This window comes from Cohnella sp. GbtcB17 (assembly GCF_019091135.1).
Taxonomy (GTDB): domain Bacteria; phylum Bacillota; class Bacilli; order Paenibacillales; family Paenibacillaceae; genus Cohnella.
Genome location: NZ_JAGXJW010000044.1, coordinates 1 through 17,931 on the forward strand (window position 1 = coordinate 1; position 17,931 = coordinate 17,931).

The 17,931-nt window shown below is 61.9% G+C and carries 19 protein-coding genes and 1 pseudogene; 9 read left to right on the top strand and 11 right to left on the bottom strand.

Annotated elements, in window-relative coordinates; translation table 11 throughout:
- The 3 genes and pseudogenes from KVT38_RS22420 to KVT38_RS22430 form a co-directional block, all read left to right on the top strand.
- Window positions 1–302, top strand: a pseudogene (locus KVT38_RS22420) (ATP-dependent helicase); the annotation flags it as partial.
- A 3-nt stretch (window positions 303–305) separates the two neighbouring features.
- Window positions 306–1,232: a YqhG family protein gene (locus KVT38_RS22425; RefSeq protein ID WP_217595976.1), complete on the top strand. Its 927-nt coding sequence runs from the start codon at window positions 306–308 to the stop codon at window positions 1,230–1,232.
- A 137-nt stretch (window positions 1,233–1,369) separates the two neighbouring features.
- Window positions 1,370–2,269 carry a hypothetical protein gene (locus tag KVT38_RS22430; RefSeq protein ID WP_217595977.1) on the top strand — a complete coding sequence of 300 codons (900 nt, stop codon included), beginning with the start codon at window positions 1,370–1,372 and terminating at the stop codon, window positions 2,267–2,269.
- A 43-nt stretch (window positions 2,270–2,312) separates the two neighbouring features.
- Here KVT38_RS22430 and KVT38_RS22435 read toward each other — a convergent pair whose 3' ends face one another.
- The 3 genes from KVT38_RS22435 to KVT38_RS22445 form a co-directional block, all read right to left on the bottom strand.
- Window positions 2,313–2,516: a YqzE family protein gene (locus tag KVT38_RS22435; RefSeq protein ID WP_217595978.1), complete on the bottom strand. Its 204-nt coding sequence runs from the start codon at window positions 2,514–2,516 to the stop codon at window positions 2,313–2,315.
- A 57-nt stretch (window positions 2,517–2,573) separates the two neighbouring features.
- On the bottom strand, window positions 2,574–4,745 hold the full coding sequence (nasC, locus tag KVT38_RS22440; protein ID WP_217595979.1) for an assimilatory nitrate reductase catalytic subunit NasC: 2,172 nt from the start codon (window positions 4,743–4,745) through the stop codon (window positions 2,574–2,576).
- A 75-nt stretch (window positions 4,746–4,820) separates the two neighbouring features.
- Complete coding sequence (locus KVT38_RS22445; RefSeq protein WP_217595980.1) at window positions 4,821–6,899, bottom strand: FAD-dependent oxidoreductase; 2,079 nt, start codon at window positions 6,897–6,899, stop codon at window positions 4,821–4,823.
- A 443-nt stretch (window positions 6,900–7,342) separates the two neighbouring features.
- On the opposite strand from KVT38_RS22445, the gene KVT38_RS22450 reads away from it, so the two are divergent.
- Both KVT38_RS22450 and KVT38_RS22455 read left to right on the top strand, forming a co-directional pair.
- Complete coding sequence (locus tag KVT38_RS22450; protein ID WP_217595981.1) at window positions 7,343–8,572, top strand: nitrate/nitrite transporter; 1,230 nt, start codon at window positions 7,343–7,345, stop codon at window positions 8,570–8,572.
- 144 nt (window positions 8,573–8,716) lie between these two features.
- Entirely contained in the window at window positions 8,717–9,475 is a 759-nt protein-coding gene (locus KVT38_RS22455; RefSeq protein WP_254639455.1) for an N-acetylmuramoyl-L-alanine amidase family protein, read from the top strand.
- On the opposite strand, the gene KVT38_RS22460 is transcribed toward KVT38_RS22455, so the two are convergent.
- A complete protein-coding gene (locus KVT38_RS22460) occupies window positions 9,382–10,308 on the bottom strand; it encodes a divergent polysaccharide deacetylase family protein (protein WP_217595983.1) in 927 nt (308 codons plus the stop codon). The two genes, KVT38_RS22455 and KVT38_RS22460, sit on opposite strands and share 94 nt — an antisense overlap.
- A 148-nt stretch (window positions 10,309–10,456) precedes the next feature.
- Here KVT38_RS22460 and KVT38_RS22465 point away from each other — a divergent pair, with 148 nt between their 5' ends.
- The 3 genes from KVT38_RS22465 to KVT38_RS22475 all read left to right on the top strand — a co-directional run bounded on the left by KVT38_RS22465 (window position 10,457) and on the right by KVT38_RS22475 (window position 11,746).
- A complete protein-coding gene (locus KVT38_RS22465) occupies window positions 10,457–11,029 on the top strand; it encodes a xanthine phosphoribosyltransferase (RefSeq protein ID WP_217596027.1) in 573 nt (190 codons plus the stop codon).
- An 83-nt stretch (window positions 11,030–11,112) separates the two neighbouring features.
- On the top strand, window positions 11,113–11,355 hold the full coding sequence (locus tag KVT38_RS22470) for a hypothetical protein (RefSeq protein WP_217595984.1): 243 nt from the start codon (window positions 11,113–11,115) through the stop codon (window positions 11,353–11,355).
- A 118-nt stretch (window positions 11,356–11,473) separates the two neighbouring features.
- Window positions 11,474–11,746, top strand: coding sequence for a hypothetical protein (locus tag KVT38_RS22475; RefSeq protein ID WP_217595985.1), 273 nt, complete (start codon window positions 11,474–11,476; stop codon window positions 11,744–11,746).
- A gap of 352 nt (window positions 11,747–12,098) precedes the next feature.
- On the opposite strand, the gene KVT38_RS22480 is transcribed toward KVT38_RS22475, so the two are convergent.
- The 4 genes from KVT38_RS22480 to KVT38_RS22495 form a co-directional block, all read right to left on the bottom strand.
- Window positions 12,099–12,449, bottom strand: a complete 351-nt coding sequence (locus tag KVT38_RS22480) for a VOC family protein (protein WP_217595986.1) — start codon at window positions 12,447–12,449, stop codon at window positions 12,099–12,101.
- Between the two features lie 125 nt (window positions 12,450–12,574).
- On the bottom strand, window positions 12,575–13,177 hold the full coding sequence (locus KVT38_RS22485; RefSeq protein ID WP_217596028.1) for an alpha/beta hydrolase: 603 nt from the start codon (window positions 13,175–13,177) through the stop codon (window positions 12,575–12,577).
- Window positions 13,178–13,219: 42 nt separating this feature from the next.
- Window positions 13,220–14,185 carry a ring-cleaving dioxygenase gene (locus tag KVT38_RS22490; protein ID WP_217595987.1) on the bottom strand — a complete coding sequence of 322 codons (966 nt, stop codon included), beginning with the start codon at window positions 14,183–14,185 and terminating at the stop codon, window positions 13,220–13,222.
- A gap of 70 nt (window positions 14,186–14,255) precedes the next feature.
- Window positions 14,256–14,702, bottom strand: coding sequence for a MarR family winged helix-turn-helix transcriptional regulator (locus KVT38_RS22495; protein WP_217595988.1), 447 nt, complete (start codon window positions 14,700–14,702; stop codon window positions 14,256–14,258).
- A gap of 268 nt (window positions 14,703–14,970) precedes the next feature.
- On the opposite strand from KVT38_RS22495, the gene KVT38_RS22500 reads away from it, so the two are divergent.
- The gene (locus tag KVT38_RS22500; RefSeq protein ID WP_217595989.1) at window positions 14,971–15,123 is read left to right on the top strand and encodes a DUF1540 domain-containing protein; all 153 of its coding nucleotides are present in this window, start codon (window positions 14,971–14,973) and stop codon (window positions 15,121–15,123) included.
- A gap of 113 nt (window positions 15,124–15,236) precedes the next feature.
- Here the strand turns inward: KVT38_RS22500 and KVT38_RS22505 are convergent, their stop codons facing one another.
- The 3 genes from KVT38_RS22505 to glpX all read right to left on the bottom strand — a co-directional run bounded on the left by KVT38_RS22505 (window position 15,237) and on the right by glpX (window position 17,860).
- The gene (locus tag KVT38_RS22505; protein ID WP_217595990.1) at window positions 15,237–16,043 is read right to left on the bottom strand and encodes a pyruvate, water dikinase regulatory protein; all 807 of its coding nucleotides are present in this window, start codon (window positions 16,041–16,043) and stop codon (window positions 15,237–15,239) included.
- Between the two features lie 24 nt (window positions 16,044–16,067).
- Complete coding sequence (locus KVT38_RS22510) at window positions 16,068–16,715, bottom strand: helix-turn-helix transcriptional regulator (protein ID WP_217596029.1); 648 nt, start codon at window positions 16,713–16,715, stop codon at window positions 16,068–16,070.
- Window positions 16,716–16,843: 128 nt separating this feature from the next.
- Entirely contained in the window at window positions 16,844–17,860 is a 1,017-nt protein-coding gene (gene glpX, locus KVT38_RS22515; protein ID WP_217595991.1) for a class II fructose-bisphosphatase, read from the bottom strand.
- Between the last annotated feature and the right edge of the window lie 71 nt (window positions 17,861–17,931).

Here is a 17,931-nt window from a genome sequence, read left to right on the forward strand (position 1 = left end):
AGCGGATCGGCCGGGTGCACCGTCTCGGGCAGACCGAGGACGTGAAGATTTACAACCTTTGCACGTACGGAACGATCGAAGAGCATATCGTTCACCTGCTGCACGAGAAAATCAATATGTTCGAATCGGTCATCGGCGAGCTCGACGAAATCGTGGAGCGCATGGAGCGCGAAGAATCGCTCGAGAAGCGGCTCGCCAAAATGCTGCTGGACGCGAAGGACGAAGGCGAGCTGCGCAGCCGCATCGACGGCCTCGGCGACTCGCTGCTTCGGACCAAGGCGCAGGTGGAAAAGGAGGTATAGCGCATGAAGGCCAGACAGGTCGAAAAATTCGTCATGTCCTATCTCGAAGCGACGGGCTGCGACATCATCGAAAAAACGAAAGGCGGCGTCACGGTCAGGCTGTCTCCGGAGGCGGACAAGCGATTGACGAACCGCCCCTACTATTGGGGCTTCGTGGAACGCACCGGCACGCCTCCGGAGACACTAACGTTCTCCTGGCAGTTCGGGCGCGACGACGACGATGCCGCGGACCTTGAAGAGGCGCCGACCGCCGCCGAGCAGCAAGGGACGCCGGACGCCGCTCCGGGACTTTCTCCCCTGGGCTTCAACATCGCCCCCGTGCGCGTGCTGCGCGAGGACCTGTACTTCGGATCGGGGCGGCTCGCTCAGATCTTCGGCGCGGTAAGGGACGGCGGGCGCTGCGTCGCCATGTTCGAGGAGCCGCCGCGCGGGCGGGCGGACCGGCTCGGCTCGAACCCGTACACGGCATGGCTCGGCGTCAACTTCAAGGTGGACTACGAATGCGACATGAAGCGTGAGGAAATGTACGGCTGGGGCATCTCTCTGGCCACCGGCTACATTGACGAGCGGTTTCTGGACGGGCTGCGCGGTCGGAAGCTGACGCCGAAGCTTCCCTCCAACGTACATCTGCTGCCGAACGGGCTGTCGCTCAAGAAGGCGATGAACCAGCTCGAGCAGGCGCTCGAGCGCAAGCTGAGGTCGGGCGACTTCGTCTGGGCGGCCGAGGCCGAGGACCGGCGTCAGGACGAGCTGCGGCGCATTCGCTCCTACTACGATCCGATGATCGGACGGGCGACGACCGACGAAGAAAAGGAGACGCTGTCGCAGCGGCTCGCCCAACGTGAGTCCGAGATCGACTGGCAGTACCGGCCGAGAGTGACGTTATCCGTCATGAACTGCGGGCTCTTCCATCTGCCGGGCATTCATTAGCGCTCTTTAGCCCCGTTGCGACAAAAATAGAAGCCTTGCAAGACGAGCCGCCGGACAGCATCCGGCACCATCGGCGGCGCGGCTTCGGTACAATGTACGGACAAGCCCGAACAATCCAACGACCAAAGGTGATTACGATGCAAAAAGCCAACCGGTTTGCCGCCGGCCGAACGCTGCTGCTCGTCCTTCTGCTCTCCGCCTTAAGCGCCATGCAAGCAGCCCGCTCCGCCGCCGCGCCAATGCCGGATTCCGCCGATCCGGCTCGATGCGCCGCCGCCATCGTGGCGCAGCTGTCCGCGCAGCCTGGCTTTGCACTATGGAAGACGGGCTCGCCTCGCGTCGAGGCGCTCGGTCCCGGCACCCACGGCTGGCTCGCGACCGTCGTCGGCCCGAAGGGCGCCCCGCTCGGTTATGCCGTCGTTTACGCCGCTGAAGACGGCTCCTGCAGGCTGGGCGAATACGGCCTCGGTCCCAAGCCGCTGTTCGATACGGCGACGCTTCGCATGGCGCTGGCGGCAGGCGGCTACATCCCGAGCGCGGGCTCGAACGCTTTTCGCACGATCAAGCATTATATTCACCCGTTCGCCGCGGCCTGGGAGGTGAAGCTCGCGAAGGAGACGCTCTGGCTGGACGCAAAATCGGCCGAGCTGCTGCCTGTCAACGACGAAGCGCAGTGGATGGCGGCCGCGGCAAGCGAACCATATATGCCCGAGGACTCGCTTCCAGGCAAGCCCGGCGAACTTCGCCTGCCGGACAACGCCGCCGACACGTTCGATCCTTACGAGCGGCTGTCATGGCTGCTGGGCGACAAGCCGTTCGCCCCCCAGCCGGATCGGTTGATCGCCCGCATCAAGGCGAACGATCGCCTGGTATATGTCGCCCAGCCGCTCGGCGACAAGATGCTGTACGCGCAGTCCGTCGTCGGCTACCAGCGCTGGCAAAGCGGCCGCCTCGATCTTGCGCTCGACATGAACGGCTGGCGCTTTATTCCGCTCGACGCGCTCGCGAAGACTGGCAACGGCCTTTTTTATTGCTAATTCGACCGGTTATGCAAAAAAGAGCCCGCGGCGCCCGTGGTCGTCAGACCCGAGCCGCAGGCTCTTCTTCTTTTTTGCGTCCGGCCCACCAGATACGAATGCCGAGCGGCAGCAGCTGGCCGAACCAGCGGATCGCCCAGGGCTCGCGCTTTTTTTTGCGCCGCTCGCGGCGTTCGTCCGCAGGCAGGTTCATATAGGCGACCGACCGTTCAGCCACGTACTTCAAATAATCCGTCGTATCGCTCATCGGGCTTACCTCCCTCGCGATGCTTGATGAGGTCAGTTTGCCCGTCTGCGTACGCTTTTATCCCTCCGCCTCGTTCAAAGCGGCCAGATCGGACGCGTTCAGCGCCCGGATTCGCACAGCGGACGTTTTAAAGTCCGGCATTTTGCAAAAGGGATCGAGCAGCGGGTTGGTGGCGTTGTTGACGTTTTGCACGCCGCCCCAGTGCATCGGGACGAACACGGTGTCCTCCCGGATGTCGGCCGTCAGCCGGCTGCGCACGATCATGCTGCCTCTTCGCGACGCGACCCGCACGAGCTCGCCGTCTCCGATGCGGTAGCGCTCGGCCGTGCGCGGATGGATCTCTATGACGTTCTCGAGCTCCCTGGCGAGCAGCGTCGGGCTGCGCCGCGTCTGGACCCCGGTTAAATAGTGGGACAGCATCCGGCCGTTGGTCATAACGAGCGGGTACGCTTCGTCCTCCGTTTCCCCCGGCACGTCATGTACTGCCTTCGCGAATGCGGCTTTGCCGTCCGGATGCGCGAATTTCCGCTCGAACAGCCGCGCCGTGCCCGGTCCCTCCGGATCGGAGCAAGGCCAGTAGACGCCGCCCTCTTTCCTGATACGCTCGTAAGTGATGCCGTAATAGTCCGCGGCGCCGCCCTTGCTCGCAAGTCGGAGCTCCTCGAAGATCTGCTCCGCCGTCGAGTAAGGGAAGTACGCGTCTTTGCCCAGCCGTGCCGCAAGGTCGGAAAGAATGCGCCAATCGTGGCGGGCTTCCCCGGGCGCCGGACGGTCGCCGCCCCGCAGCAGCACGCGGCCCTCGAGATTCGTGAGCGTGCCTTCATTTTCCATAAACGCGGTCGCGGGCAGAACGAGATCGGCCATGAGCGCCGTCTCCGAGAGGAACAGATCCGCCACGACGAGAAAATCGAGGCGACGCAAGCCTTCTGCCACGAAGTCCGCGTTCGGGTTCGAAACGACGGGATTGGAGGACATGACGAGCAGCGCGCGGATGTCCCGTTTGTGGACGAACTCCATCATTTCGTAGGCGGAGACGCCCTTGCCCGGCAGATCGGCCGGGTCGACGCCCCATACGCTCGCGACGTAGGCGCGGTCTTCCGGGTTTTCGATGAGCCGATAGCCGGGGAGCTGATCCGCCTTTTGCCCGTGCTCCCTGCCTCCCTGACCGTTACCTTGTCCGGTGACGGCGCCGTATCCGCAGCCGGGCTTGCCGATCTTGCCGGTAGCGAGGATCAGGTTCAGGAACGCCCGCACGGCCATGTGGCCGTCGCGATGCTGCTCGACGCCGCGCGCGGTGAAGATCATGCCGGTGGCCGCCTTCCCGAAAGCGCGGGCCGCCTGCCTGATGTCTTCCTCGTCGACGCCGGTCAGCGACGCGATATCGGCCAGGTCGAGCGACGAGACGTAGGACAAGACGTCCTCGAAGCCGCTCGTACGCGAGGCGATGAACGGTGCATTCGTCAGCTTTTCTTCGACGATGACTTTGAGCAGGCCGTTCGCGAGCGCCAGGTCCGTGCCGGGCTTCACTTTCAGATGAATGTCGGCCATCTCGGCCGTCTTCGTCTTCCTGGGGTCGATGACGATGATGCGGGCGCCGTTCTCTTTGGCCTTCGTAAAGTACGGCATCAGCGTCGGCTGGCATTCCGCGATGTTCGTACCGGCCAACACGATGCACTCGGTCTGCGTCACTTCGGACAGCGGATTGGTCAGCCCCCGGTCGAGACCGAACGTTTTGACGCCTGCCGACGCCGCTGCCGACATGCAAAATCGGCCGTTGTAATCGATGTACCTCGTCCCGAGCGCCACGCGCGCGAACTTGCCGAGCACATACGCGGACTCGTTGGTGAGCGAGCCGCCGCCGTAGAGGCCGACGGCGTCCGCGCCACGCTCCGCCTGGATGGCGGAAAAGCGATCCGCCACGATGTTCAGCGCCTCCTCCCAGGAAATCTCTCTGAAGGCGCCGTCTGTCTTGAGCAGCGGCATCAGCAGCCGTTCACGGCTCAGCGCGTGCTGATACGCATTGATGCCTTTGACGCATAGCCGTCCTTCGGACGCGGCGTTGGGTAGCCCTTCGATCTTGTACGTCGGCCGCCGGTCCGTATGCCGCTCCTCGATGACTCGCATCTTGCACTGAACGCTGCAGAACGGGCACTGCGTATCGAAGCTTGCCTGATTTGCCTGGCTTGATTGTTTTGCTTGGCTTGCCTGGTTTGTCTGCGCGGCCTGCATGGGCTAATCCTCCTTATGCGAGGCCGGCGCTTTCGCCGGCCGCTCTCCTTCTTGCTTACTTGCTTCAAACGCGGGTCAATTCGCGCCAACCGCGATGCTTTCCGCCAGCAGCGCTTCGCGGGCTTCGGCGTCGAGCAGCCGCTCGCGCGCGGCGGTCAGTCCGATCCGCTCCAACCATCGCCAGACCGGCTCGCCGTAGTCCGCCTCCGCCCGGTACCACCTGAGCAGCGCTTCGGCCATCTCGAGCGCCGTATCCGCCGACGGCTCCACGGCGATGAGCTGCGCTTGCTTGACCGGCCGCTCCGCATGGCCCCCCGCGTACAACTCCCAGCCTGCCGGCGCCCGGTTGAGACCGACATCTCGGACGAGCAGGCCGACCGGTTCGGCGGCCGAGCCCGCGACGGCAACGTGCACCCGGCTTGGCAGCGCGGCATCCGCGAGCCTGCGGCGCAGCGATTCGCCCATGCCCGCGGACAACCCCGCCATGGACTCGCTGCGATCAAGCGTCACCGTCCCGACATGAACGATCAGTCGGCCTTCATCCACGGCTGCGCCGTACGAGCCGGTATAATATCGCAGCGCGCGCCTGCAGACGACGCAGCCGTCAGCCGTCCGCCATTCCAATGCGGCCATCGCCTCCGCAGGCGCGTGCAAGCCCTTCTCCGCGAGCGCGCGTCGAAGCGCGCGATGCCCAAGCGGCGTGCAGTCGCATACCGCAGGGTCGGGCGGCGCGGCCGAGGCGGCGCCGGCCAGCGCCGCGCGCAGGATCGCCTCGACCATGCCGCTGCAGCCCCCGCAGGAGCTCGACGCCTTCGTCCGCTCCCGGACGAGCGCAAGGGTATCCGAGCCGTCCTCCGTCACCGAGCGGACGATCGCGCCTTTGCATACGCCGTTGCAGCCGCACACCGTATCCGCGTCCGCCATCGCCGCGGCAGCCGCGTCGCTTGTGCCGCCGGCTTGCGCCCCGCTCGCCGGCGTTCGCGCCAGCGCCTCGACCTTCGAGCGCCGCTTCAAATGGCCGAGGAGTGTCTGCCCTTCGTCCGTATCCCCATACAGGACGACGCCCGCGATACGCCCGTTTTCCGCGGTGACCCGTTTGTACGTCCCCCGCAAGCCATCGTAAGCCTGCAGCACCGTGTTTGCTTCTCCATCGCGCACGACGCCGGCCGAGAACACGTTAATGCCCGATACTTTTAACTGCGCATAGGGCATGCTCCCGACATAAGGCTCGGTCTCAAGGCCGCAGACGACACGCGCCAGCACCTTGCCCTGCTCGTAGAGCGGCGCCACGAGCCCATACGCGATGCCTCTGTGCTCCGCACATTCGCCGACCGCGTAGACGTCCGGCACGTTCGTTTCCATATAATCGTTCACGATCATCGCCCGATTCGTCTCGATGCCGCTCGCCTTCGCGAATGCGACGTTCGGACTGATGCCGACCGACAGGACGATGAGATCGGCTTCAAGCTTCGTGCCGTCGGCGAACAGCAGACCTTCCGCACGCTTGCGTCCGAAAATCCGCGTCGTCGTCTTGCCCAACCTGAATCGCATGCCTTGTTGTTCCAGTGCGGCACGAAGCAATTCGGCCGACATGCGGTCGAGCTGGCGGTTCATCAGAAAGGGCGAGTTGTGGACGACTTCAACCTCCATGCCCAAATTGAGCAGCCCCCTGGCCGCCTCCAGACCGAGCAGCCCCCCGCCTATAACCGCAGCCTTGCGGTATTTGGCGGCGGCCTCCATGATCTGCCGGCAATCGTCGATCGTCCGAAATGCCAGCACGCCGGGCTTGCCGGCGCCGGGAAGCGGCGGCACGAAGGCGGACGAGCCGGTCGCAAGAATGAGCTTGTCGTATTCGTAGCGCTGCCCCGAATCGGTCTCCACGCTTCGTTCGCTTGCGCGTACGCGTACGACCGATTGTCCCGTGAGCAGCCGGATGCCCCGCTCCGCATACCAGGCCCAATCGTTCAGAATGATGTCCTGAAGCGACGTCCCCCCTTGCAGCACCTTGGAGAGCAGAATGCGATTGTAGTTCGGCGTCGGCTCCTTGCCGATGACGGTGACGTCGAAGGCATACGGCGCCAACGCGAGAATCTCTTCGAGGCATCGAATGCCGGCCATGCCGTTGCCGACCAGTACGAGCTTGGGCTTGGTCATGGATACTCTCCTTCCTGCGCCGCGGCACATTCCCGAAAAAGTGCGCAAAAAACCCGTCCCCTCCATCAGGGGCGGGCTGCGTCGCCGTTTTCGGGCACGTCGTTGTGCCTCGGATTCTCCAATAAGCATAGGTGCTGATCGTTTTCATGTCAATAATCATTACTTAATATTATATATATTCTCTAAATGGTGTAAGGATAACGGCCATTTTTATTATTATGTTATATATCTTGACATGTCTTTTGCAGCCCCTGTATAATCCAAATTGGCTCACAATGACGTGACCGAAAGCATCCGATCGCCCGGTACAACGACGTACCGCGCACTGGGGTGTCACTTTCGCCATGGTCAAGGTGCGTCTTTTTGATTTTCCGACCTCCGCCATGGCGCGTGACGACACCCAAGCCATATGTGACCTTGTATATCATGGGAGGCGGATTCGAATGGAAATCGTAAGAGACAAAGGATTTTGGAAGAGCGGGCACAAACCTTCCTTATTCAGCGCGTTTTTGTATTTCGACATGAGCTTCATGGTATGGGTATTGATCGGACCGCTCGCGGTCATCATGATGAACGACTATCCGATGACGCCGATTCAAAAGGCGAACCTGGTGGCGCTGCCCGTCCTCGGCGGTTCCTTGCTCCGGCTCGTATTCGGATTTATGACGGACTATATCGGTCCCAAGCGCACGGGGCAGTTCGGCCTGCTCGCGACGATGGTGCCGCTCGTATGGGGATGGCAATTCGTTGATTCGCTTAACCATCTCTATATCGTAGCGTTGCTGCTCGGCTTCGCGGGCGCCTCCTTCGCCGCCGCACTGCCGCTCGCAAGCCGCTGGTATCCGCCTCAATATCAAGGCCTCGCAATGGGCATCGCGGGAGCGGGCAACAGCGGTACGGTATTTTCGACGCTGTTCGCCAACCGGCTGGCCACGCACTTCGGCGGCTGGGAGACCGTATTCGGGCTTGCGCTCATCCCGATCGGGCTCGTGTTCATCATTTTCACCGTATTCGCCAAAGAAAGCCCGACGCAGCCCGCGCCGAAAAAGCTGTCCCAATACGCGACCGTGCTAAAAAAACGCGATACGTGGCTGTTCTGTCTGATGTACGGCGTGACGTTCGGCGGCTTCGTCGGCCTGACCAACTACCTGACCATTTTCTTTAACGCCCAATACGGCCTGTCCGCGGTCCGTGCGGCCGACTTCACGACGGTCTGCGTCATCGCGGGCAGCTTTTTCCGCCCGGTAGGCGGATACTTGTCCGACAAAATCGGCGGCATCCGCATGCTGATCGTTCTGTATGCCGCCGCGGGTCTGCTGTTCCTCACGATCTCCTCGCTGCCGCCGCTGGCCGTCGTCATCCCGCTCCTGTTCCTCGCGATGATGAGTCTGGGTACGGGCAACGGCGCCGTGTTCCAACTGACCCCGCAGCGCTCCGGCGCCGACATCGGGCTGTTGACCGGCATCGTCGGCGCGGCCGGCGGCTTCGGCGGCTACCTGCTGCCGCTGCTGCTGGGCAGCCTGTACGGCAAGACCGGCTCCTATACGCCCGGTTTTATAACGATGGCCTGCATCGCGCTCGCCGCGCTCGTCTCGCTGTCGATCGTGCAGGGCGTCTGGAAGCGCACCTGGCTGAGCCCTGACGGCAGAGCCAAGCTTGAAGCCGAAGCGTGAGACTTCACCCACTCCGCTCCGATGAATGAGATCGCCCCTTCCGAGCCACGCTAACGGCATAATCTTCGCCCCGGGCCGGAAGGAGACGACGATCGAATGTCATCCTATTTTACACGCCGCATTTGCGCAGCATTAGTATGCCTTATGGCAGCTCATGGCCCGCTCCCGCTTCCCTCCGCAGATGCCGAGGCTGCGGACGCGGGCCTTGCGCTGCCGTTCGCAGGCAGTCCCGCCGCCAGGCATACGCTGCCCGTCGCCGACGTACTGATCGACGCGGGACACGGCGGCATCGACGGCGGCACCCATGTCGGGAACATTCTGGAGAAGGACATCAACCTGGCCATCTCCCGCAAGCTTTATCTCATCCTGAGAAGCCGGGGCATGCATGCCGTGTTGAACCGCACGGGCGATTATGCGCTGAGCGACGACAACCGCTGGCTTCGATCCTCCCGCCATCAGCGCGACCTGTCGCAGCGCAAAGGGCTTGCCCGCGACATCGGCGCCGGCGTGTTCATCAGCGTTCACGTCAACTGGTCCAAGCGCAAGTCGGTTCGCGGGCCGGTCGTCCTCCACCGGCTCGATGCGGGAAGCGCGCTGCTCGCCTCGTTCATTCAGGAACGACTGAACAAGCAGCAGCATACGAACGTTCCGCCGCTCGCGGGCGACCAGTTTTACGTGCTCAAAAAAGCCGGTCCCCCGAGCGTCATCGTGGAGACCGGCTTCATCAGCAACCCTGGCGACCTGAACATGCTCACGAATTCGGCCGGCCAGACCGCTATCGCCACCGCGATCGCCGACGGCATCGCAGCCTATCGGCTCGTAGGGCTGTCTTCCCGCAGCTTGGATCCCGGCGCAAGTTCGGCTGACGCCGAGCCTGGAAGCTCCGCCCCCGGCAACGAATAAGGCGCGGACGGCGGGAGAAGCTCGCTCAGCTTGACGAATCTGACCGACGCCCGGCGCAAGCCGGGAATCGCCGCCGCAAGCTGGCCGGACGTGATCAACCCCGGCGGCCCCACATGGCCGATGACGACCGTGCGGTCTTGCTTTTGCACGCGCGCCTTAAGCAGCAATACTTGTCCGCCGACATGCCTGTCCGTGTAAACGTCGTCGAGAAACAAATCGTTCTGCAGCAGAGGCACGCCCATCTCGCGCGCCAGCTTTGGCACGACGGATTTGTACGACGTTCGACTGTCGAGAAAGAACAATCCGTGCTCCTTGCAAACCTGCAGCACGATGCGCATGACACGTTCGTCCGCCGTCGCGCGCGAGCCCATATGGTTGTTCATGCCGACCGCATGCGGCACGTCCGCGATCGCGGCCTCGGTGCGAAGGCGAATCTCCTCATCGGACAAGCCGGTCAAGATCGCCCGCGGCCCCAGCCAGCTCGGCTTGCCCTTGACCGGCTCCATCGGCAAATGCACGATCACCTCTTTTCCCGCGGCGTACGCCGCCTCCGCGTCCGCCTGCGAGGTCGGCAGGAACGGCATGACCGCAGCGGTGATCGGAATCAGCAGCCGCAGCATTTCGGCCGTTCCCTTCATCCGGTTGCCGAAGTCGTCGATGACGACCGCAACCGTATGTTCCTTGAGCGCGACCTGCTCGGCCGGGACGCCCGCGTTCGCCGCCGACGGCGCGGGCCACGCATTCAAGGCGAACAGCGCAGCCGCACCCACCGCCGCCAGCCGAATGCCGTTCCTTTTCAGCAGAAGCTTTTTCCATCGCCATCCTTTTTTCATTCCGCATCCCTGCCCTTCTTCGTTCCAAACGTTCGCTCGGCTGTCTCATTTTGCGTGGAAATTACAGCCATTATGCGCGGAAGAATAAGAAAAGTCGGGCCGCATCCTTTATAATGGACAATGATCCGTAAAAAAGGGGCTGCCAGTCATCGAAAAGCTAAAAGCAAAAATCCGCCGGGAAGGCCGCGTCCTCGGGCCAGACGTGCTCAAGGTCGACGCCTTCCTGAATCACCAGGTCGATCCGGTGCTGATGGCCGACATCGGCGAGACATTCGTCTCTTTGTTCAAGGACGCCGGCGTCACCAAGGTGCTCACGCTCGAATCGTGCGGCATCGCGCCGGCGCTTATGACCGCTCTGGGCCTGCGCGTGCCGCTCGTCTTCGCCAAGAAGCGCAAATCGCTCACGCTCCAGGACGACCTGTGGACCGAGCGATCCTACTCCTTCACGAAGCAGGAGGAGAGCGAGGTTTCCGTCTCCAAGCAGTTCCTCTCGCCCTCTGACGTCGTGCTGATCGTCGACGACTTCCTCGCGAATGGACAAGCCGCGCAGGCGATGGCAGGCATCGTGCTCAAAGCCGGCGCTTCCGTAGCGGGCATCGGCATCGTCATCGAGAAGGCATTCCAGCCGGGAAGACAGCTGCTCCTCGACGCCGGCTTCCGCGTCGAATCGCTGGCCCGTATCGCGCGAATGTCCGAGGAAGGCATCGAATTCGAGGAATAAATCGCCCGCTAGGCGGATGAACAGTCCAACAGGGCGTCCGACCCGTATACTGTACGACATCCCAAGCGAAGGAGTTGGCAGATATGTCGGATTGCCCGAAATGCGTTAGCAAGACCGTATACGATCCGCCGCAAACGGTATACGAGGACTACTACCATCCCCAGCACGTCGAAGTCGTGCAGACGGTCGAGGTCGTCCGGCGCCACCACTGCGTGCCCGTCTACCATCACGTCACCGTATGCACGACGAAGGACGTATACTCCGACGACTTCGAAGGCGGCTTCCGCGGCGCAGCCCGTTCGGCAGGCGCAACTCGCCGCCGGTAATCCTGAAGGCCTGAAATGCCAAAAGGGACGAAGCAGAAGGCTCTGCTTCGTCCCTTTTTGGCATTAGCGCGCACCGCCGATTGGTGCTCGCACGCTGCCGGCGGTGACGCTTAGCGGCATGCAGTGCCGCTATTGGTGCTCGCATGCTGCCGGCGAGGCGCTTAGCGGCACGCAGTGCCGCTATTGGTGCTCGCGTGCGATGGGCGAGGCGCTTAGCGGCATGCAGTGCCGCTATTGGTGTTCGCGTGCGATGGGCGAGGCGCTTAGCGGCATGCAGTGCCGCTATTGGCGCTCGCGTGCGATGGGTGAGGCGCTTAGCGGCAATCAGTGCCGCTATTGGTACTGGCGTGCTAGGGCGGAGGCGCTTAGCGGCACTGCGTGCCGCTATTGACGCTCGCATGCGATGGGCGAGGCGCTACGCGAACCTGTAGAGTAACTTTTGCCCTTCCAGCAACCGTTAAACCGTACCACGTACCTATAAAGTAACTTTTTACCCCTACAGCACCATTTATTCGGTTCCGTGAGATTGTAGAGTAACTCTTTTCCCTTCTAGCACCACTTATACCGATTGGCGAATCTGTAAAGTAACTTTTTACCCTCCCAACATCCTTTAAACCTTACCACGTGCCCGTAAAGTAACTTTTTACCCCTACAGCACCATTTATTCCGTACCTTGAGGTTGTAGAGTAACTTTTTTACATTCCGTGCTTCAATGATCGCAGCCGCTTCCACGGCAGCCGAAGTCACAGATGCGCTAAAATGTTCACGAGTCTGCCGAACGGGTCCCACACGTAGAAGCGCCGTACGCCCCAAGGCTCGTCTGCTGGTCCGTATTCGATGGGAAATCCAGCTTCCTGCATGCGCGCGAGAGCATCGTCGATATCGTCGACTTCGATGGACAAGTCCGGCACGGGTGTGCCGGAGCCGCCCTCCGTCGCGACGCTGATCTGCGCCTGCATGTCGGCATCCGACCCGTACGTGGCGATCCAGCCGTGATCCATCAGGACGTCGAGGCCGAGCGCTTCCCCGTAGAACCGCTTGGCCGCCGCCAGATCGGGCGCCGCCACGTTCGCCACGATTCGTTTGACTTTCATCCTTTGCCCCCAACCGCGCGCTTAAATTGCGCGCTTCTTCCTTTTCACGGACTTCCCCGCCAGTCCGACCGGTCAAGCCGATGATCGCCGCTTCCGGTCTTAAACGGCCGCCCGGCCGCTGCTCGTCACACGCCGCGAAGCCATGCCGCAGCCGCTTCGACCTCGGTCCGCGACAGCTGATGCCCGCCGTTCTCCCAATGCGTCTCGACCGCCGCGCCGGCAGCGCCAAGCGCCGCCGCGAGCTCTTCGCTCTCGGCCATCGTGCAGAGCGGATCGTTGCGTCCCGCCCCGATGAACACCGGCACGCCCGTCAGATCGGGCAGCGCGATGCCGCGGCGCGGCACCATCGGATGGAACAGCACGGCCCCTTTGAGCGCATCCTGGTGATGATAGAGCAGGCTGGCCGCGATATTGGCGCCGTTCGAATAACCGACGGCCACGACATTATGCCTGTCGAAGGCGTATTTGTCCGCGCTCTCGTCGACGAAGGCGTTCAGCTCGGCCGTCCTCGCGATCAGGTCCGCCTCGTCGAATACGCCTTCGGCGATGCGCCGGAAAAAGCGGGCCATGCCGCGCTCGGATACGTTGCCTCTGACGCCAAGCAGCGCGGCTTCGGGGCTCAGCATGCGGCCGACGCCCATCAGGTCGCGCTCCGAGCCGCCGGTGCCGTGGAGCAGCAGCAGCGTAGGCGCGTTCGGGCTCTTGCCCGGTTCGAAAATATGGATCATAGACATGGAATTCTCCTCCTTTTAATCATGCGGGTCGGTGCCTCAGATCGGCTTCAAGCCGGCCTTGATGCGTTCGCGGTGCGGTTCGAGGAACGGCGGCAGCGCGAGCCGCTCGCCGAGCCGGTCCAGCGGCTCGTCGGTGTCGAAGCCCGGACCGTCCGTCGCCAGCTCGAACAAGATGCCGTTCGGTTCCCGGAAGTAAAGCGATTTGAAATAGAAGCGGTCGACGAAGCCCGAGTTGACGAGACCCGCAGACGAGATCTTCCCGATCCAGGCGCGCAGCTCGGCTTCGTCTTCCACGCGGAAGGCTACGTGATGCACGGCGCCGATGCCCTGGCGTTCCTGCTTCAGATCGTTGCGCTCCTCCAAATGGACTTCCGAGCCGCTGCCGCCCTCCCCGGTCTCGAAAACGACGATGTCGGGCTGGCCTGCGATGTCCGAAGCATACTGTCCCTTCTGTCTATAACCCATCAGCTCCGTCAATACCCGCTCGGTAGGCGCCGCGCGGAGGACCGTGAGCTGGACCGGACCGAGACCGACGATGCCGAATTCGGTGGGCACCTCGCTTTTGCCCCATGCCACCCCGCCGGCGACGCCGGTATCGCGCTCGTCGGACACCAGAATGAGACGCTGTCCCTCGGGGTCGCGGAAGGCCAGTGTAAGCCGTCCGCCGCGCTCGATGATCTCATCATGCTCGACGTCGTGCTGCACGAAGCGATGCTGCCAGTATGTCAGCGCCTCGTCGCTCGGCACGCGCAGCGACACGGAAGAGATGCTGCTCGTGCCCGGTCGGCTCCGCCACGCGGTCGGAAATTCGAAAAACGTCAGCTCCGTGCCCGGATTGCCCCGCTCATCCCCGTAAAACAGGTGATAAACCGACGTATCGTCCTGATTCACCGTCTTTTTGACCAGCCGCATTCCGAGCGTCTTCGTATAAAAGTCGACGTTGCCGGCAGCCGTGCCCGTGATCGCCGATACGTGATGAATGCCTTTGAGCTTGAGCGACATCGCAATCAACCCCTTTGAATTTTTTTTAATACCCACATCCCCGCATGACTTGCAATGCAATCCGCCGAGGCTAGTCCGCTCCGCCCTTGCCGAGCAGCTTCAGCAGCCGAATCGCTTCCTGCTGTTCTTCGCCGGTCAGCACGTCCATCATGCCCTGTATTTTGCTCGCGTGCTTGGGAAAAATGTCGTCGAACAGCGCCGTCCCTTTTTCCGTCAGCTCCGCGAACACGACCCGGCGATCTTCCCGGCTGAGCACCCTCCGTATCAGCTCTTTGTCCTCCAGCTTGTCGATGTTGTACGTCATCGTCCCGCTCGTCAGCAGCATCTTGCCCGCGATCTGCTGAATCGGCGTCCTTCCTTTGGCGTACAGCACCTCCATAATGCCGAACTCGGACGGGCTGAGCCCTTGCTCGCGCATGTCCCGCACCGCCCGATCCATCAGACTTCGATACGCCTTCGACAGCACGACGAACAGCTTCAGCGATATATTTTGATCCGAGCCGTTAGGGTTCGACATTCTCGATCACTCCGATTCGATTTATCTCAATGTCATTTATCTTAAATTAAAGATATCATGTTGAATGAACGTTGTCAACCTTGCGCAGTCCTTCCATAAATATGGCATACATTGATTCAGACAAGCATATCTGGTAGTATATAAAAGAATAAATAACGCCGAAATTCAAATAACCCCTCCCCGTCCGGGAAGAGGCAGAGGCTGCGTCAAGCGCCAACTTGACGACCTCGTTATTCGATGCTCGGCCCGCGAGAGCGAGGTGAACAACATGGCAAAGGACGTTCGCTGCGAAGTCAATTTCTGCCGCTACTGGGCGGAAGAAAATCACTGCAAAGCGGAAAGCATCTTCGTCACGATGCACAGTCGCAAGGAGCCTTCCAAGTCCGAAGAGACGGACTGCGGTACTTTCGAAGTAAAGTAAGCCAATAAATTCGTTTGAGGAGAAGGAACTTCGCCGGTTCCTTCTTTTCTTTTTGAATTATAACAGGGCTGATAATGATTATCAAGCTTAATTAGCGCATTTGGTCGAAGGTTTCACAGCATCTCCAATATAAGTCCGGCCGTCTCCTCGATCGCCCGCTCCGTCACGTCGATGACCGGACACTGGAGCCGGTCCATGATCTTGCTTGCGAACTCGATCTCCTGCCGAATCCGATCCGGCGACGCGTAGTGCGCCTGACTGGGCAGGCCGAGCGCCTTGAGCCGCTCCGAACGGATGCGCGTGAGCCGTTCGGGATCCATCGTCAGCCCGATCAGCAGGCGGTCCTTCCCTCTCATGAACAGCTCTTCCGGCGGCTTGACCTCGATCGTGAGCGGGTAGTTGGCCGTACGGATGCCTTTGTGCGCCAAATAAATGCTGAGCGGCGTCTTGGACGTCCGGGATACGCCGACGAGGACGACCTGCGCCTTGAGCAGACCGCGCGGGTCCTTGCCGTCGTCGTATTTGACGGCAAATTCGATCGCTTCGATCTTGCGAAAATAAGATTCGTCCATCTCGTGCAGCAAGCCGGGCTGATACTTCGGCGCGTCGTTAAACGTGTCAATGAACGCCTGCATCATCGGCCCCATGACGTCGACGGCGCGAACGCCGAGCCTGAGCGCCTCTTCGCGCATCGTATCGCGGAGCTCGGGCTGTACGAGCGTATAGGCGATGAGCACGCGCCCGCCGACCGCTTCCTTCAATATAGCCTTCACTTCGTCCTCGGTCTTGATATGTCCGAAGCGCCGAATGACCGCCTTGTCCGTCGCGAACTGGCGAAGCGTCGCCCGCGCGACCGCTTCGGCCGTATCCCCGAGTGCATCCGAGCACACGAATATCGTATGCTCCGCATGGTCAGACATCTCGTCTCCTCCATCCTAGCCTTCTTATGTAATCTCCGTCAGATCGACCAGCGCCTGCGTCATCGTCGTCTTGGACACTCTGCCCACTACTTCGAGGGGCGCCCGTCGGCCGGCGCCGTCGTCCCCGGCCGGCCGCACGACCGGCATCCCGCCGATCTGGTGGTGCAGCAGCTTCTTCGCGGCGTCCCAAAGCGTGTCCTCGGGCGTCACCGTGACGATTCTGGGGAAGCGGGTCATGACCATGCTCACCGGGATTGAGGCCGCATTCGGATTGCCCAGCGTCACCTTGAGCAGATCTTTGATGGTGACGAGCCCTGCGAGATGACCGTCGCCGTCCGTCACCGACAATATGCCGGTATTTTCCACGAACAGCGAGATGACCGCATCGTTCACGCTGGCCGTCTCTGCAATGACGACCGGCCTGCTCATCATATCCTTCACCTTCAGCGCGACCAGCCGGTCCCTGGCCCGTCCGTCGGGCGACAGCTGACGCCCCGGAAAATAACCGACCTTCGGCTTGGCGTCGATCAGCCCGAGCATGACCAGCACGGACAAGTCCGACCGGATCGTCGGACGGCTGATGCCAAGCGATTCGGCGATCTGATCGCCCGTGATCGGCGCATGGCTCCGCACGCGCTCGACGATGGCAAGCTGTCTTGGCGTCAGTTCGATTGGTGCTCCCTCCCGGCAGTCCGAACTATTGCGATCGCTTCTTCAAAGCTTCTCCAATTGAAGCTTGGCCCTGCAGGCTTCCGTCAGGGCCGCTTCGGAGCGAAGCTACGAATAGTGTACAGGATTGATTAATAGGCCGCAATATTGGGCGAAAGAGACGATTCTGCGCTCCGCGAGGCCAAATCGAGCAGAAGCGGCTTGCTCGGCAGATGGTGGAGCGACCGGATATGCCGGATCGTCCGCGTCTTCGCCCGCATGACGATCGAATGCGTCTCCGCACGATCGCCGGGCAGGTACCTCACGCCGCCCATGAATTCGCCCGGCGTGACGCCGGTCGCAGCGAAGATGACATCCCCCGTGCCGACCATGTCGTCCATCGTCAGCACCTTCTCCGGGTCGGCCAGCCCCATCTCGAGGCAGCGGTCGTATTCGCGCTTGTCCGCCGGCATGAGACGGCCCTGAATCTCGCCTCCCAGGCAGCGCAGCGCGGCGGCGGCCAGCACGCCTTCGGGGGCGCCGCCCGAGCCGACGTACAGGTCGATGCCGGCTTCGGGAAACGACGGCGCAAGCGCACCGGCAACGTCCCCGTCGGACAAAAACTTGATTCGCACGCCCACGTCGCGCAGCGTCCGCACGATATGTGCATGCCGCTCTCGATCCAGTAGCATGACCGTCAATTCCCGCACAGGTTTGCCGAGCTGCTCCGCCGCCGTAAACAGCGTCTTCTCCAGCGGATCGGACAGGCTCACTTTGCCCGCGAGCTCGGGCCCGACGGCCAGCTTCTCCATATACATATCCGGCGCATGCAGCAGACTTCCTTTGCCGGCCACAGCGATGACCGACATTGCGTTGTTCAGCCCGCGGGCGACGATCTCGGTGCCTTCAAGCGGGTCGACGGCGACGTCGACCTCGGGCCCATGCGCGCTGCCGACGGCTTCGCCTATATAGAGCATCGGGGCTTCGTCCAACTCCCCTTCGCCGATCACGACCGTCCCTCTCACCGATACCGAATCGAACATCGCGCGCATGGCGGACGTGGCCGCGCCGTCTGCGTGATGCTTGTCCCCTCTACCCATCCACGGCGCGGACGCCAGCGCGGCCAGCTCCGTTACCCGTACGATCTCAAGTGCCAGCTCTCTCTCCATGTCTCCAGCCTCCGAATTTAATAGTGTGTATTTTTTATATATAATACACTCTAATAATTAAATAGTGCAAC

Coding starts and splice junctions, on each gene's coding strand:
- KVT38_RS22425 (WP_217595976.1), top strand. CDS start 306: ATGAAGGCCAGACAGGTCGAAAAATTCGTCATGTCCTATCTCGAAGCG.
- KVT38_RS22430 (WP_217595977.1), top strand. CDS start 1,370: ATGCAAAAAGCCAACCGGTTTGCCGCCGGCCGAACGCTGCTGCTCGTC.
- KVT38_RS22435 (WP_217595978.1), bottom strand. CDS start 2,516: ATGAGCGATACGACGGATTATTTGAAGTACGTGGCTGAACGGTCGGTC.
- nasC (WP_217595979.1), bottom strand. CDS start 4,745: ATGCAGGCCGCGCAGACAAACCAGGCAAGCCAAGCAAAACAATCAAGC.
- KVT38_RS22445 (WP_217595980.1), bottom strand. CDS start 6,899: ATGACCAAGCCCAAGCTCGTACTGGTCGGCAACGGCATGGCCGGCATT.
- KVT38_RS22450 (WP_217595981.1), top strand. CDS start 7,343: ATGGAAATCGTAAGAGACAAAGGATTTTGGAAGAGCGGGCACAAACCT.
- KVT38_RS22455 (WP_254639455.1), top strand. CDS start 8,717: ATGGCAGCTCATGGCCCGCTCCCGCTTCCCTCCGCAGATGCCGAGGCT.
- KVT38_RS22460 (WP_217595983.1), bottom strand. CDS start 10,308: ATGAAAAAAGGATGGCGATGGAAAAAGCTTCTGCTGAAAAGGAACGGC.
- KVT38_RS22470 (WP_217595984.1), top strand. CDS start 11,113: ATGTCGGATTGCCCGAAATGCGTTAGCAAGACCGTATACGATCCGCCG.
- KVT38_RS22475 (WP_217595985.1), top strand. CDS start 11,474: ATGCAGTGCCGCTATTGGTGCTCGCATGCTGCCGGCGAGGCGCTTAGC.
- KVT38_RS22480 (WP_217595986.1), bottom strand. CDS start 12,449: ATGAAAGTCAAACGAATCGTGGCGAACGTGGCGGCGCCCGATCTGGCG.
- KVT38_RS22485 (WP_217596028.1), bottom strand. CDS start 13,177: ATGATCCATATTTTCGAACCGGGCAAGAGCCCGAACGCGCCTACGCTG.
- KVT38_RS22490 (WP_217595987.1), bottom strand. CDS start 14,185: ATGTCGCTCAAGCTCAAAGGCATTCATCACGTATCGGCGATCACGGGC.
- KVT38_RS22495 (WP_217595988.1), bottom strand. CDS start 14,702: ATGTCGAACCCTAACGGCTCGGATCAAAATATATCGCTGAAGCTGTTC.
- KVT38_RS22500 (WP_217595989.1), top strand. CDS start 14,971: ATGGCAAAGGACGTTCGCTGCGAAGTCAATTTCTGCCGCTACTGGGCG.
- KVT38_RS22505 (WP_217595990.1), bottom strand. CDS start 16,043: ATGTCTGACCATGCGGAGCATACGATATTCGTGTGCTCGGATGCACTC.
- glpX (WP_217595991.1), bottom strand. CDS start 17,860: ATGGAGAGAGAGCTGGCACTTGAGATCGTACGGGTAACGGAGCTGGCC.